The sequence below is a fragment of the Luteimonas sp. MC1572 genome (genome assembly GCF_016615815.1).
Lineage (GTDB): Bacteria > Pseudomonadota > Gammaproteobacteria > Xanthomonadales > Xanthomonadaceae > Luteimonas.
This window is the reverse complement of the sequence record NZ_CP067112.1, coordinates 875,001-888,667: the sequence shown is the minus strand read 5'-3', so window position 1 is coordinate 888,667 and position 13,667 is coordinate 875,001. Positions and strand designations below refer to the sequence as shown.

13 protein-coding genes are annotated in these 13,667 nt (G+C 69.7%); 6 read left to right on the top strand and 7 right to left on the bottom strand.

Annotation, left to right across the window (positions count from 1 at the left end; all coding sequences use genetic code 11):
• Window positions 1–15 precede the first annotated feature (15 nt).
• Window positions 16–1,710, top strand: a complete 1,695-nt coding sequence (locus JGR64_RS04055) for an alkaline phosphatase (RefSeq protein WP_199375287.1) — start codon at window positions 16–18, stop codon at window positions 1,708–1,710.
• Window positions 1,711–1,744: 34 nt separating this feature from the next.
• Here the strand turns inward: JGR64_RS04055 and JGR64_RS04050 are convergent, their stop codons facing one another.
• The 3 genes from JGR64_RS04050 to JGR64_RS04040 form a co-directional block, all read right to left on the bottom strand.
• Window positions 1,745–3,049: an XVIPCD domain-containing protein gene (locus JGR64_RS04050; protein ID WP_199375286.1), complete on the bottom strand. Its 1,305-nt coding sequence runs from the start codon at window positions 3,047–3,049 to the stop codon at window positions 1,745–1,747.
• Between the two features lie 54 nt (window positions 3,050–3,103).
• Entirely contained in the window at window positions 3,104–3,493 is a 390-nt protein-coding gene (locus JGR64_RS04045; RefSeq protein ID WP_199375285.1) for a hypothetical protein, read from the bottom strand.
• A 107-nt stretch (window positions 3,494–3,600) separates the two neighbouring features.
• Window positions 3,601–4,053, bottom strand: coding sequence for a CopD family protein (locus tag JGR64_RS04040; protein WP_199375284.1), 453 nt, complete (start codon window positions 4,051–4,053; stop codon window positions 3,601–3,603).
• Window positions 4,054–4,121: 68 nt separating this feature from the next.
• Here JGR64_RS04040 and JGR64_RS04035 point away from each other — a divergent pair, with 68 nt between their 5' ends.
• The gene (locus JGR64_RS04035; RefSeq protein ID WP_199375283.1) at window positions 4,122–4,715 is read left to right on the top strand and encodes a class I SAM-dependent methyltransferase; all 594 of its coding nucleotides are present in this window, start codon (window positions 4,122–4,124) and stop codon (window positions 4,713–4,715) included.
• Window positions 4,716–4,829: 114 nt separating this feature from the next.
• Window positions 4,830–6,131, top strand: a complete 1,302-nt coding sequence (gene phaZ, locus JGR64_RS04030; protein WP_199375282.1) for a polyhydroxyalkanoate depolymerase — start codon at window positions 4,830–4,832, stop codon at window positions 6,129–6,131.
• A gap of 45 nt (window positions 6,132–6,176) precedes the next feature.
• Here the strand turns inward: phaZ and JGR64_RS04025 are convergent, their stop codons facing one another.
• Both JGR64_RS04025 and JGR64_RS04020 read right to left on the bottom strand, forming a co-directional pair.
• On the bottom strand, window positions 6,177–7,082 hold the full coding sequence (locus JGR64_RS04025; RefSeq protein ID WP_199375281.1) for a sensor domain-containing protein: 906 nt from the start codon (window positions 7,080–7,082) through the stop codon (window positions 6,177–6,179).
• Window positions 7,079–7,441, bottom strand: a complete 363-nt coding sequence (locus JGR64_RS04020) for a PadR family transcriptional regulator (RefSeq protein WP_199375280.1) — start codon at window positions 7,439–7,441, stop codon at window positions 7,079–7,081. The genes JGR64_RS04025 and JGR64_RS04020 overlap by 4 nt, the downstream gene beginning before the upstream one ends.
• A 193-nt stretch (window positions 7,442–7,634) precedes the next feature.
• Between JGR64_RS04020 and JGR64_RS04015 the strand changes: the two genes are divergently transcribed.
• A complete protein-coding gene (locus JGR64_RS04015) occupies window positions 7,635–8,495 on the top strand; it encodes a peptidylprolyl isomerase (protein WP_234447017.1) in 861 nt (286 codons plus the stop codon).
• A gap of 86 nt (window positions 8,496–8,581) precedes the next feature.
• The gene (locus tag JGR64_RS04010) at window positions 8,582–8,878 is read left to right on the top strand and encodes a hypothetical protein (RefSeq protein ID WP_199375278.1); all 297 of its coding nucleotides are present in this window, start codon (window positions 8,582–8,584) and stop codon (window positions 8,876–8,878) included.
• A 24-nt stretch (window positions 8,879–8,902) separates the two neighbouring features.
• Here the strand turns inward: JGR64_RS04010 and JGR64_RS04005 are convergent, their stop codons facing one another.
• Both JGR64_RS04005 and JGR64_RS04000 read right to left on the bottom strand, forming a co-directional pair.
• Window positions 8,903–9,739: a DUF4349 domain-containing protein gene (locus tag JGR64_RS04005; protein ID WP_199375277.1), complete on the bottom strand. Its 837-nt coding sequence runs from the start codon at window positions 9,737–9,739 to the stop codon at window positions 8,903–8,905.
• Window positions 9,736–11,646 carry an alpha/beta fold hydrolase gene (locus tag JGR64_RS04000; RefSeq protein ID WP_199375276.1) on the bottom strand — a complete coding sequence of 637 codons (1,911 nt, stop codon included), beginning with the start codon at window positions 11,644–11,646 and terminating at the stop codon, window positions 9,736–9,738. The genes JGR64_RS04005 and JGR64_RS04000 overlap by 4 nt, the downstream gene beginning before the upstream one ends.
• Before the next feature lie 187 nt (window positions 11,647–11,833).
• Here JGR64_RS04000 and JGR64_RS03995 point away from each other — a divergent pair, with 187 nt between their 5' ends.
• Window positions 11,834–13,645: a DUF885 domain-containing protein gene (locus JGR64_RS03995; protein WP_199375275.1), complete on the top strand. Its 1,812-nt coding sequence runs from the start codon at window positions 11,834–11,836 to the stop codon at window positions 13,643–13,645.
• The last annotated feature ends 22 nt before the right edge of the window (window positions 13,646–13,667 follow it).

Sequence of the window (13,667 nt, the reverse complement as noted above, 5' to 3'; positions counted from 1 at the left end):
GACACGAAGCAGCACATGACCGGTCCGTCCCGCGCCACCCTCGCCGTCCCCCTTGCCATCGCCTGCGCCACCCTGGTCGCCTGCGCGTCCGCGCCCGCGCCACGCATCGATGCCGCGTCTGCGGCGGTGGTGGTCGACGTGCCGGCCATCGCCCGTCCCGCGGGCGAAACTCCGGCCTGGTGGTACCGCAGCGGCGCCGCGCGCGCCGCCGGCAACGGCGCCATGGGCGGGCGCGCGAAGAACGTGATCGTGTTCCTCGGCGACGGCATGAGCCTGACCACGGTGGCCGCGGCGCGGATCTTCGCCGGCCAGCAGGCAGGCAATCCCGGCGAGGAGCACCTGCTGGCGTGGGAGCACTTCCCGGCCACGGCGTTCAGCAAGACCTACAACACCGATGCCCAGACCCCGGACTCGGCCGGCACCATGACCGCAGTCGCCACCGGCGTGAAAACCCATATCGGCGCCATCGGCGTCAGCGCCGGTGGCCACAACGACTGCGCGCAATCGCGCGGCAACCGCCTGCAGGGCTGGCTCGCGCTGGCCGCCGATGCCGGCATGGGCACCGGCATCGTCACCACCGCGCGCCTGACCCACGCCACGCCCGCCGCGACCTACGCCCACGTGCCCAACCGCAACTGGGAGAGCGACGCCACGCTGCCGGACGCGGCGCGCGCGGCCGGCTGCACGGACATCGCCAGCCAGTTCATCGACTTCGTACGCGACCGCGGCGCCCCGCAAGTGGTGCTTGCCGGCGGCGCCCGTGCGTTCCTTCCCGCTGAAGAAGTGCTGCCCGGCGTGCGCGGCAAGCGCAGGGACGGCCGCAACCTGGTGGCGGAATGGCAGGCCCTGCATCCCGAGGGCGCATTCGTGCACGACACCCGGCAGTTCGAGGCGGCGCGCGGCGCCTCGCCGGTGCTCGGACTGTTCGAATCGAGCCACATGCAGTACGAGCACGATCGCGACCGCGGCCCCGAAGGCGAACCGGACCTCGAGGCCATGACCCGCTTCGCGATCGAATCGCTGGCGCGCAACGACGCGGGCTACGTGCTGCTGGTGGAGAGCGGCCGCATCGACCACGCCAACCACGAAGGCAACGCCTACCGCGCGCTCGACGAAACGGTGGCGATGTCGCGCGCGGTACAGGCCGCGGTCGACATGACCTCGGCCGACGACACGCTCATCGTGGTCACCGCCGACCATTCGCATGTGCTGAATTTCGCCGGCTATCCGCGGCGCGGCAACCCGATCCTCGGCAAGGTGCACGAGAAAGGCGACGGCCCCGCGCTGGATGCCCTCGGCCTGCCCTACACCACGCTGAGCTATGCCAACGGCCCCGGCTATCCCGGCGCCAGCGCCACCCAGCCCGAGGGTCCGAAGCGCCACTACCATGCTGCGAAGGGTGTCGTGGCCGCGGCCGGCCGCCCCGACCTCTCCAGCGTCGACACCACCCATCCGGACTACATGCAGGAAGCGTTGGTGCCGCTGGAGTCCGAGACCCACGGCGGCGAGGACGTCGGCATCTGGGCGCGCGGCCCGGGCAGCGCCGCGTTCCGCGGCACGCTGGAGCAGAACGTCATCTATCACGTGATCGTGCAGGCCACGCCGGCGCTTCGCGAGCGCCTGTGCGCCATCGGCAACTGCGACCCGGCGGGCGTACCCGTGGAGCTGCCGTCACTGGAAGCGGGGCGTCGCGGGTCCGTTCCGCGATAACGACCAAGGCATCGCAGCTTCCGGCGCCTCCGGCTCAGATGCCGAGGACGACAGGGTGCGCATCCGCGGTGACTTGATGCGCGGGTGCCCTGGACATTGCAGCCAGGCCCGGCGCCTCCAGTCCCTGCAGTCGACGCAGCGACTCGGCCGGCGACGTGGCCAAGGCGTCCGCGACGGACAACGAAATCCGGTGCTGAGCTGGATCGTCCAACCGGCCCTGCACCACGACCATGCGCGCCCCGCGCGACGCACCGGCGGCGGACTGTGCGAACAGGACATGGTCGGCCGATGAGAGGCCCTGCTGCGCCGCGCGGCCGGCCAGTGCGAGTGCCAGGCGCTCGCCGTCGGCATCGGGCATGTCACCGAGCCTGGCCCCGTTGTTCCGGAGATGGTCGCGGATCTGATCCAGCAGACGGAATTGGCCGCGCGGCAACCCGGGTGGAGACATGGAATCAAGGACAGGCGGCGGCAGCGCCGGCCTGCCCAGTGCGATGTCGAGGGCAGCGCGCCAGGTCGGCGGGTCGATGTCGCCGGTCGGTGCCAGGCTGTTGGCCTGCTGGAACGCGAGCACGGCGCCCTGCATCGACAGGCGATAGACGCCATCGACCGCAATCGGGGCGTCGCCAACCGCGCGGTAACCGCCCGCCACCAGGGCGCGCTGCACCATCGAGACCCGCTCGCCGGACTCGCCGACACGCATGACACCATCGTCCAGAACCGGGCGCGGCTCGATGCCGGCACGGTGCGCTGCCGCCACGGGCAGGCGGCCCTCCACGAGGTCGCGGACGTAGTGGTCGAACTGCTGGTAATGGCGCGTGTCCATCTCGATGTGGACATGCTTGCCCGCCGAACGCGGCAAGCCGATGTTGTTCTGCGTGCCCAGCGCTTGGCCGTAGGCGATGTGCTCGCCCACCTCGACCGCGATCGGGCCGAGATGGCGGATGCGGACAATCAACGCCCGGTCAGCCGGATCGAGGATGTCGACCACGCCGTTGCGCGCATCGACGCGGCCGACGATGCCGGCCGCCGGCGCAGGCACGTCCACGCGGCGGCTGTCGTCCACCGTGGGATCGTCGAGGATGAAGTCCTTGATCAGGAGGACCTGGTCGGGAGCCACGGAACGGTATTGCTTGTCCGTCCGCAAGGATTGCACTTCCTGCAGCTCAGCCCCGATGACGGCGTACGAGCGCTTGTCGGCGTGCTCCACGTCCTTCGGAACGCCATCCAGGAATTGGCCTCGCCTGTTGGCACGCGGGTGGTGCGTGACAAGACTCTCCAGATCCTTCACTCCGATGTTCCGGGGCGGTCCCGCGGGATCAGCCAGCGCGTACTGCGTCACCTTGTACGTCTTCGGTTCGATTGCAGGCATGCGACATCCTTGTCCGAGCCATGATCATTTGCAGCGGATATAGACCTCGGCGCGCTCGCCATTGGTGACTGCGAGCGTGTCCATCTTGAGAACATAAATGGTCGCCTCACCAACATCATCGGAAGGGTCCAGACTGGTCGTGGCGACAACCCGCCATGTCATCGGTGCCGTCGCCACCCGCTCGATCGACACGAGCGTATCGGTGTCTTCATAGTTTCCGCGGACGTGCTCGCTGATCGTGAAACGCATGTCGCTGTCGGACGGCTCATCCGCGACGCAGGGCATGGGATAGGCATCCCAAACGCCGCGGAGTTCGTGAGGAAACGTGGCCCCCGCTGCTGAATCCGTGGCTGTCGCAGGGGACAGCTGGCAGGCAGCAAGCATGGCAATGGCAACAGCGCAGGAAACTCGCATGACGTCCTCCATGACCATGAGCAGCCCGGATCCTAGCACCGCGCGACGCCCGGGAAAGTAGGAGATTGCCCACCGCCCGCCGCGATCCGCCAGCCGCCATCCGTGGCTCAGAACGGCTTCGCGAGCACCAGATACACAATGCCGAGCAGCACGAACACCGGGATCTCGTTGACCCAGCGCAGCGCGCGCGTCGACGGCAGCACGCCGCCGGCTGCGCTGCGCTTCAGCCAGCGCCCGCAGGCGATGTACAGCGCGAACAGCAGCGCGACCAGCGTGAGCTTGGCGTGCATCCAGCCGCTGCCGGCGGCGACCATGGTCGGGAACCCCGGGATCACCCGGTAGCCCAGCCACAGCACCAGGCCCAATACCGCCGCCAGCCCGAACATCACGTGGCCGAAGCGGTACAGCCGGCGGCCCATCAGCACCAGGCGCGCGTGCACCGATGGCTCGCCACCCGCCTCCACCAGGTTGATCAGGATGCGCGGCAGGTAGAACGCCGCGGCCACCCAGGCCATCACCAGCACGATGTGCGCGGACTTGATCCAGAGATAGGTTTGCATGGTCACCCCGTGTCGATTCGCCGCACAGGATCGCACGGCGCGCGCCGGAGCCGGTATCGTGCGCGCCCATGGACAACAAGACCTATGACCGCGACTACTTCGACCGCTGGTACCGGGGCGGCGGCATCGGCGGGCGCCAGCGGCTGGCGCGAAAGGTGGCGCTGGCCGTGGCCACGGCGGAGTACCACCTCGAGCGCCCGCTGCGCACGGTGCTCGACATCGGCTGCGGCGAAGGCGCATGGCGCGCGCCGCTGCTCAAGCTGCGTCCCGCGGTGGAATACCTCGGCTTCGACAGCAGCGAGTACGCGATCGCCCGCCATGGCCGCCGTCGCAACCTGCACTTCGCGCGCTTCGGCGACTTCGCCTCGCTGCGGCCGTGCGCGCCTGCCGACCTGGTGGTCTGCAGCGACGTGCTGCACTACCTCGAAGTCCGCGAGATCGATCGCGGCCTGCCCGGCCTTGCCGAGCTGTGCGGCGGCGTGGCGTTCCTGGAAACCTTCGCGCGCGAGGATGAGGCGGAAGGCGACGACCATGATTTCCGCCGCCGTCCCGGGCGCTTCTACCGCCAGCGTTTCGAGGCCGCGGGCTTCCGTGCACTGGGTTCGCACTGCTGGCTGTCGCCGGGCCTGGTGCCGGGGGCGACCGCGCTGGAGCTGGCCTAGCCCCCCCGTCCGCGGCCGCCGATCGTCGCTGGAGGGGCCTGCGGCCGGCATACCGCCCTTGCACACGGCCTGCGTTATGCTGCGTCGCAGCACTTACAGACCGGGCTTCCGACAATGCTTTACCAGCTCCACGAGCTCAACCGCACCTGGATGGCACCCTTCACCGAACTGGCGCGCGCCAACGCGCGGATCTTCGGCACCGACGGCACCTGGCTGTCGTCGCTGCCGGGTGCCGATCGCGCGTCGGCCGCCAACGAGCTGCTGTACCGCATCGGCAAGGACTACGAAAAGCCGCCGTTCGCGATCCACCAGGTGGTCAAGGACGGCCACGACGTGCCGGTGGTGGAGAAGGTCGCGCTGGACAAGCCGTTCTGCCGCCTGCTGCGCTTCAAGCGCTACACCGACGACGCCGCCAACATCCTCGGGATGAAGGACCAGCCGACCGTGCTGGTGGTGGCGCCGCTGTCCGGCCACCACGCCACGCTGCTGCGCGACACCGTGCGCACCCTGCTGCCCGACCACAAGGTGTACATCACCGACTGGGTCGACGCGCGCATGGTCCCGACCGAAGCCGGTGCGTTCACCCTGGACGACTACGTCGCCTACATCGAAGAGTTCATCCGCCACATCGGCGCCCAGCGGCTGCACGTGATCAGCGTCTGCCAGCCGACAGTGCCGGTGCTGGCAGCGGTATCGCTGATGGCGGCGCGTGGTGAACCGACGCCGCGCTCGCTGGTGATGATGGGCGGGCCGATCGACACCCGCGAATCGCCGACCGCGGTCAATACGCTGGCCACCCAGAAACCGCTGTCTTGGTTCAGCGGCAACGTCATCCACACCGTGCCGCAGGACTATCCCGGCCAGGGCCGCCGCGTCTATCCGGGCTTCCTGCAGCACACCGGCTTCGTGGCGATGAACCCGGAGCGCCATTTCATGTCGCACTGGGATTTCTACAGCAGCCTGGTGCAGGGCGACCTCGACGACGCGTCATCGCACCGCCGCTTCTACGACGAGTACAACGCCGTACTCGACATGCCGGCCGAGTACTACCTCGACACCATCAGCGTGGTGTTCCAGCAGCACCTGCTGCCGCGCGGCCTGTGGGACGTGGCCGGAGAGCGCGTCGATCCGTCGGCGATCACCGGCACCGCATTGCTGACCATCGAAGGCGAGCTCGACGACATCTCGGGCCAGGGCCAGACCCGCGCCGCGCACGTGCTGTGCACGGGCGTGGACGATGCGCACCGCGAGCACCTGACCGTCGAGGGCGCCGGTCATTACGGCATTTTCAGCGGCCGCCGCTGGCGCACCCAGGTGTATCCGCAGGTACGTGACTTCATCGCGCGGTACGCCGCGCCGCCGATGGCGCAGGCCGCGCCGTCCGCACCGGTGCCTGCGGCGCGCAAGCCGCGCTGACGCCGCGCCGGCGCCGCCCCGCGGTGGCCGGCGGGCCGCGCTCGCTCAGGCGTACTGCGCCGACTTCACCAGCAGGTGCTTCGCGAAGCGTCCGTGCAGGCGGCCGACGCCGCGCGCCAGGTGCAGCGTCGCGAACAGCAGCAGCACCCCGGCCAGCGACACCAGCGGCAGCAGCCACGGCGCTTCGGCCGGCAGGTCGATGCCGAACATCCACACATTGAGTTCAAAGCCCGGCAGCAGGGCCAGCGGGGCCGCGATGAAGCCCAGGGCCACGCTGCCCAACGTCGCCGCGACTGAGAAATACAGGATGCCAAGCGGCAGCATCAGCAGCATGTAGAGCATCGTGCTCCAGGTGCGCGGATCGCTGAACATGTCACCGATGCGCCGCCAGATGCTGCGCCCGCGCGCACTGTAGAGCGGCCGGCGCGGCATGCGCTCGCCGAGCATCACTTCCACGATCCGGCCTTCCACCAGCGACAGCACCCGTACCGAGCCGAAGAACAGGATCACGAACGGGATGCCGATGATCAGCACCGCCAGGCCCGCCGACATCGACAGGCCGGCCACCACCCAGGTGAAGTAGAAGATGCCGGTGGCCAGCGCCAGCACCATGTAGAACAGCGACGCATACGCTCGCGGGTCGGCGGCCACGCCGAAGAAGCGGCCTGCCAGCGACTTGCGCTGCGGCGGCGGCGGCGCACGCAGGGCGGTCTCCACGGTGGCCTCGGTGTCGCGGTAGATGTCGGCAACCTCGTCCGGGTCGCCATAGCTGGACGCCACCGCGGCGATCACCTCAGCCTCGGACATGCCCGGGTTTTCGGCGAGCTCCGAGCGCAGGTATTCCTCCGCGTCGTACAGCGCGTCATGCACCAGCGCGGGGTCCGCGCCCGCAAGGGAGCGGCGCAGGTGCTCCAGATAGGCGGGAATGCTTGTGGGCAGCGCGGTGTTCATGGAATCCCCTCCAGGACGGTGTCGACGGAATCGCGGGTCGCATGCCAGGCGGCGGCCCACGCGCGCAGGGCGTCGCGCCCGGCGTCGGTGATGCGGTAGTAGCGGCGTGGCGGCCCGGCCATCGACGGTTCGACGTGGCTCGCCAGCAGCCCGGTGGCCTCGAGGTTGCGCAGCACTGGATACAGCGCGCTCTGCTTGCCGCTGAGCACACCCTCGCCGAAGCGCTCCAGCGTCTTGGCGATCTGGTAGCCGTACATCGGCTCGCCGGAGCGCGACAGCACCGCGAGCAGCGCCAGCGACACCGTGCCGGCGCTCAGTTCGCGCTGGAACTTCCTCAGGGTGGCGTCGGCATCGACCATGGGCACAGACTAGTGTCCAGTTATGTATAGCGAGCGTGCCATTAGTCACCGCGCACGTCGGCAGCGCGGCGCCACTTCGGCAACAATCGGGGACACCTTCCAGGAGCCCGCCGTGCACCCGATCCGATCCTTGCCGCCCCTCGCGCTGCTTGCCGCCGCCTGCACCCTGTGGACGGCCACCGCGGCCGAACCCGTGTCCACCGATGCCGGCGCCGGCAAGCCGAAGACCACCCAGGAGCTGCTGGACGCCTCGCGGCCCGGCGACTGGCGCACGCCGGATCCCGCCAGCACCCTGTACCTCGACCTCGCTGCCGGCCGGGTGGTGATCGAACTCGCCCCCGACTTCGCGCCGGAACACGTCGCCAACATCCGCACGCTGGCGAAGGAAGGCTTCTGGAACGGGCTGACGCTGTACCGGTCGCAGGACAACTTCGTGGTCCAGTTCGGGGACATCACCGAGGAGGGCGTGCCGGGCAGGCCGATCGGCACGGCCAAGCCGAAGCTCCCGGCGGAGTTCTCGCGCGCCGCCGAAGGTCTTGCGTTCCACGCCCTGCCCGACCGCGACGGCTGGGCGCCTGAGACGGGCTTCGCCGCCGGCTTCCCGGCCGCGCGCGACCCGCACGAGGGCCAGGCCTGGCTTGCCCACTGCTACGGCACGCTGGGCGCCGGACGCGACATGGCGGCGGACTCGAGCAACGGCACGGAGCTGTACGTCGTCACCGGCCAGTCGCCGCGCCAGCTCGACCGCAACATCACCGTGGTCGGCCGCGTGCTGCAGGGCATGGAACACCTGAGCGTGCTGCCGCGCGGTACCGGTCCGCTCGGCTTCTACGAAGATCCGGCGCAGCGCACCGCGATCACCGCGATCCGGTTGGCGTCGGAGGTGCCGGCTGCCGAACGCACGGCGCTCGAGGTGCTGCGCACCGACACGCCGCTGTTCGACGCCATGGTGGAATCGCGCCGCAACCGCCGCGACGGCTGGTACCTGCGCCCGGCCGGCCACATCGACCTGTGCAACATCAGCGTGCCGGTGCGCAGCCCGCCCGCAATGTGACGCGCGGCGCACGCGCCGTCACGCGGCGTTGGCCCGCGGCTTCCTAGCCTGCGGGCATCCCCCTGCGTTCGTCCGAAGGATTTCCGATGGCACTGCTCCGCATCCTCCTCACCAGCTCCGACGCCACCGCACGCGCGGTGATCAACCTGCTGCAGAGCGTCGAAGGCATCGAGCACGTCGAGGAGGTCTCCGACCTGATGCCGAGCCTCGACGATGCCGATTCCAGCTCCGCTGGCCTGAGCGACGTTGCCGGTCCGAAGATGCACGCCATCGAGATCGAGGTCCCCAACGAGTCCACCGGGCGCAAGGTGCGCGAGGCGGTCGAGGCGCTGTCGTTCGACCTCGACGCGCTGGTGGAATTCGAGGAAGACGACGAGGCCTGACCCGCAAATTCCCGCCAGCGGCGGTCAGCCCTTGCGGCGGCGGCGCCAGCGACGCAGCAGCACCAGCAGGATCCCGAGCACGGCCACGAGTGGCAGCAGGAACGCCGCCGCGCGGATCGTCCACGCCGTGCCGGTTGCCAGGGTGGCGCCGATGTCGCGCACCGCGAGCGCGACCTCGTTGCGTCCCTGCTGGGTGCGGGTGGCCTGGAAATTGATCGTCAGCAGCTGGGTGTCGATGCGCCGGCGATGCTGTGCGGCTTGCTGCTCGATGGCTTCCAGCGCGGCCTCGGTCTCGGCCAGCCGCTGCGACAGCGCGATCATGTCGGCCACCGCCAGGTCGCGGCGCGCCTGGAACTCCTGCAGCCGCGCACGCTCGTTGCGCAGGCGCTCCGCGGCCAGCGCGTTGTCGCGCACCACCACGGCGAGATCCTCGGCGTGGGTGCTGCGATGGCCGAGCTCCGCGCCCGCGCTGGCCAGCGCGATCATCGGCTCCACGCCTTCCGGCACGATGCGCACCCCCAGGCTGGCGCTGGGATAGTCGCCGCCCTGCTGCGACAGGTTGAGCACCACGCACGCACCGAAGCGCCCGTCGTTGCATGCCGCCTGTGCCTCGCGCAGCCGCGGCTGGATCGCGTCGGGGGCCAGCGAGATGCCGGCGCTGTGCTCGTAGGCGAGGAATTCCTGCCCGCCCGCCGCGGGCGCTGCAGCATCCGCCATCGGTGCCGGTGCCGAGGCGGCGCCGTAGTCCATCGCCTCCGACCGTGACGCGTCCTGCGCACCACAAGCCGCGAGCATCGCGACCAGGGGCAACGCCAACCAGCGCACTCGCCTGGAATCAAGCAGGTTGCAGCGTGCCGTCATCGTCCTTCTCGCTCGTCCGTGGAGCCGCCACCATATGGCATCGCCGTGGCGGCCGCGCCCTCGCCGGTTGGGAGATGCTTCCCCAGGAACGCGAACACCCGGCGGTAGTACTCCCTGCGTGCGGTGTCCGAGAAGAATCCGTGCGTTTCCTCGCGCGGCAGGTACACCTCGTACGCCCTGCGGGCGTCATCCAGCGCGCGCCGCATCTCGCGCAGGTGCTGTGGCGGCACGCGTTCGTCGCGACCACCCTGCACCAGCAGCAGCGACACCTGGATCCGCGCGGCATGCTGCGTGGGCGAGTTTTCGACCAGCGCCGCGCCGTCCCGACCCAGGGTCGTTTCAAGCCGGCCCTTGCCCCAGCGCGAGCGTCGGGTATCACCCCACGCGTACATGGTCGGCAGGTTGTAGGGCCCGGAGACCCCGATGGCACAGGCGTACATGTCCGGCTGTCGCACCGTGGCCATGACCGCCGCGTACCCTCCGTAGCTCGCTCCCCAGATGCAGGCACGGCGCGGATCGATGCCCGGCTGCGACTGCGCCCACCGCGTTGAATCGCTCAGGTCGTCCTGCATGCGGCCACCCCATTGCCGGTAGCCGGACTCGATGAAGGCGCGGCCGCGACCGCCGGAGCCACGGAAATTGACCTGCAGCACGGCGTAACCGCGCGCCGCGAGCATCTGCACTTCCTCGTCGAAGCCCCAGGCGTCGGAAACGCCGAAAGGACCGCCGTGGACCAGCACCACCAGGGGCGCGTCGGCGGCGGCGAGGGGTCGCGTGAGGTAACCGTGCAACACCACGCCGTCGCGCGCCGGGATGGTGACCGGCACCTGTCGCGCGAGCGTGTCGCGCTGCAGCCAATGGCGGCTGCGTACCAGCAGGCTGAGGTCACCGGTGGCGACGTCGAGAAGGTGGAAGGTGCCCGGCTCGCGGTCGCCCGAGACGTGGACGACGGCCTTCCGACCATCGCGCGTGGCGCTGCTCACCAGCACGCGGTCTTCCGGGAATGCGCTGGCAAGCTCGCGATACAGCTGCGCGTGCGGATGCGTCTCATCGAAGAAGCGCAGCGCGGGCACGCCCGTGCCGACCTGCACGCCGATCACTTCGCTGCGGTCGAACGAATGCACCAGCATGGCCGGGGTCAGTTCTGGGTCACTGGCCACGACGTCGCGGGCCCCGGTTTGCAGGTCGATCCGCTCGATGACATCCGGCCCCGCCAAGCGCTCCGACCACAGGTAACCATGGCGCAGGTCGTGGCTGGCGCCGATCGGAAACACCTCGACCCCGGAGGTGGACTCGTCGTTGACCGCGACCCACGCATCGCCGCGACGCAGGAACGTGCGCTGGATGTCGTCATCATCGGTGGCATGGGCGAAGATCGGCCGCCCGGTCCGGTCGGTGACGAAATTCGCATCCGGCACCGGGCCATCCACGATGTCGCGCAGCTTGCCGCGGCCGGTCGTGCTGGCCTCGCGCAGGCGGGTCTGGCACGCGCCACTCAAGACCTTGACGCACTCCGCCACCAGCACGCGTTCCTGGTCGTGGACCATCGGATCGACCACGCTGCCGTGGAATGCACGACGATTGCTGCCGTCGACGTCGATGCTCTGCAACGACCACATGCTGTAGGGCTCGGCCACGTTGCCGAACTTGCGGGACCACGTGGCAAACAGTCGTTCGTCGCCCACCCAGGCGGTGGCATCGACGTAGCCCTCCTTCCCGGGGTCGATCGTGGCGGTGGTGGTGCCATCGGCGCGGCGCACGATCGCGAGCACGGTGCGGTCATCGAACGGCAGCCGCATCGCCAGGTAGTCGCCGCGCGGCGAGATCGTGACGTCGAGATATTCGGCGCGGCGCAGCAGGGCTTCGTCCGTCGGCGGTACCGCGGTGGCTGCGCCGATCGGCAGCACGACCGCCAGCACCGCGCGCCACGCCCCCGCCCGACGCCGGGCAGCGACGCGCCCGCCCCGCGATCGCCTGTTCGTTCCCCCCATGGCCGCTCCCCTTCCCTGGCGCCAGAAGGTAAACCATCGGCTGATGCGCGTCGCGGGTCGGCAGCCTTATGCTGCCCAACTTTGCCGCCCCGAGGTCCACCGCATGTCCCGTCCGCTGCTTGCCACTTCCCTCCTCGCCCTGGCGCTCGCCGCCTGCCAGGCCCCGGCGCCCTCGACGCCCATCGGCACCGACGCCGCCGCCACGCAGGCCACCAGCAACGCCCAGGACGCGGCGTTTGCCGCGCTGTCGGCGCGCTTCCTCGACGAGGGCATGGCGCTCAGCCCGATCTCGGCGACGCAGGTCGGCGACCATCGTTTCGATACCGAGGTCGACGACCTCAGCGCCGCGGGCCGCCAGAAGTCGATCGACTGGGCACGCGCGCTGCTCGCCGACCTCGACAAGGTCGATGCCTCGGCGCTGTCGCGCGAGAACCAGGTCGACGCGCTGATCCTGCGCAACGCGCTGGAAGGCACGCTGTGGGACATGGAAACCATGCAGAGCTGGGCCTGGGATCCGCAGGTGTACAGCGGCCTGGCCGGCGGCGCGATCTACAACCTGATGGCGCGCGAGTTCGCGCCGATGCCCGAGCGCCTGAAGTCCGCCGCCGTGCGCATGGAGAAGATCCCCGTGCTGCTGGCGCAGGCCCGCGAGAACCTCGACCCGGCACGCGTGCCGAAGACCCACGCGGAAACCGTGGCGAGGCAGAACAAGGGCGTGCTGACCCTGGTCGACACCTTCATCACCCCCAACGCCGACCAGCTCGCCGGTGCCGACCGTGCGCGCCTGGACGCCGGCGTCGCCACGCTGCGCAAGGCGGTGGAGGAGCACCAGAAGTGGCTCGACGGCACGCTCGTGCCGAACGCGAAGGGGGAGTTCCGCATCGGTGCGGAGCGCTACGACCAGAAGCTGAAGTTCTCGCTCAACTCCTCGCTGTCGCGGCAGGAGATCCACGACCGCGCCACGGCGGAGCTCGCACGCGTGCGCGACGAGATGTACGCCATCGCCCAGGTCGTGCTGAAGGACAAGCCCGGTGCGCCGGCCACGCCGGCCGCGCCCGATGACGACCAGCGCCAGGCCGCGATCGAGGCGGCGCTGGAGTTCGGCTACGCCGACAAGCCGGCGCGCGACGAGGTCGTGGACTTCGCCAAGTACACGCTGGATGAAGCCACGAAGTTCGTGCGCGCCAAGGACCTGGTCACGGTGCCCGACGATCCGGTGAAGATCATCCTGATGCCGGAGTTCCAGCGCGGCTTTTCGGTCGCCTACTGCGACTCGCCCGGCCCGCTCGACAAGGGCCTCGACACCTACTACGCGATCTCGCCGATCCCCGACGAGTGGAGCGACAGCCAGGTCGATTCGTTCCTGCGCGAGTACAACAAGCGCCTGATCCACGTGCTCAGCATCCACGAGGCGATGCCCGGCCATTACCTCGAGGGCGCGCACTCCGCCAACCATCCGTCGACGCTGCGCGCGGTGATGCGTTCGGGTCCGTTCGCCGAAGGCTGGGCGGTCTACACCGAGCGCGTTGTTGCCGACGCCGGCTACCTCGACAACGACCCGCTGTTCCGCCTCATGCAGCTGAAGTTCTACGCGCGCGCGGTGGCCAACGCGATCCTCGACCAGGGCGTGCACGTGGAGAACTGGACGAAGGAGCAGGCGATGGACCTGATGGTGCGCCAGACCTTCCAGCAGCAGAGCGAGGCCGACGGCAAGTGGATCCGCGCCCAGCTGTCATCCACGCAGCTGGCGACCTACTTCGTCGGCGCGCAGGAGCACTTCGACATGCGCCGCGCGGTGGAAGCGAAGGAAGGCGACGCCTTCGACCTCAAGCGCTACCACGACCGCGTGCTCGCCCAGGGCGCGCCGCCGGTGCGCTTCGCGCGGCAGCTGCTGCTGGACGAGCCGATCCAGTAACGCGATGACATCGAGTGCCCCC

Excerpts from the sequence above, each read along its gene's own strand:
- JGR64_RS04055 (WP_199375287.1), top strand. The coding sequence starts at position 16 with ATGACCGGTCCGTCCCGCGCCACCCTCGCCGTCCCCCTTGCCATCGCC.
- JGR64_RS04045 (WP_199375285.1), bottom strand. The coding sequence starts at position 3,493 with ATGCGAGTTTCCTGCGCTGTTGCCATTGCCATGCTTGCTGCCTGCCAG.
- JGR64_RS04040 (WP_199375284.1), bottom strand. The coding sequence starts at position 4,053 with ATGCAAACCTATCTCTGGATCAAGTCCGCGCACATCGTGCTGGTGATG.
- JGR64_RS04035 (WP_199375283.1), top strand. The coding sequence starts at position 4,122 with ATGGACAACAAGACCTATGACCGCGACTACTTCGACCGCTGGTACCGG.
- phaZ (WP_199375282.1), top strand. The coding sequence starts at position 4,830 with ATGCTTTACCAGCTCCACGAGCTCAACCGCACCTGGATGGCACCCTTC.
- JGR64_RS04025 (WP_199375281.1), bottom strand. The coding sequence starts at position 7,082 with ATGAACACCGCGCTGCCCACAAGCATTCCCGCCTATCTGGAGCACCTG.
- JGR64_RS04020 (WP_199375280.1), bottom strand. The coding sequence starts at position 7,441 with ATGGTCGATGCCGACGCCACCCTGAGGAAGTTCCAGCGCGAACTGAGC.
- JGR64_RS04010 (WP_199375278.1), top strand. The coding sequence starts at position 8,582 with ATGGCACTGCTCCGCATCCTCCTCACCAGCTCCGACGCCACCGCACGC.
- JGR64_RS04005 (WP_199375277.1), bottom strand. The coding sequence starts at position 9,739 with ATGACGGCACGCTGCAACCTGCTTGATTCCAGGCGAGTGCGCTGGTTG.
- JGR64_RS03995 (WP_199375275.1), top strand. The coding sequence starts at position 11,834 with ATGTCCCGTCCGCTGCTTGCCACTTCCCTCCTCGCCCTGGCGCTCGCC.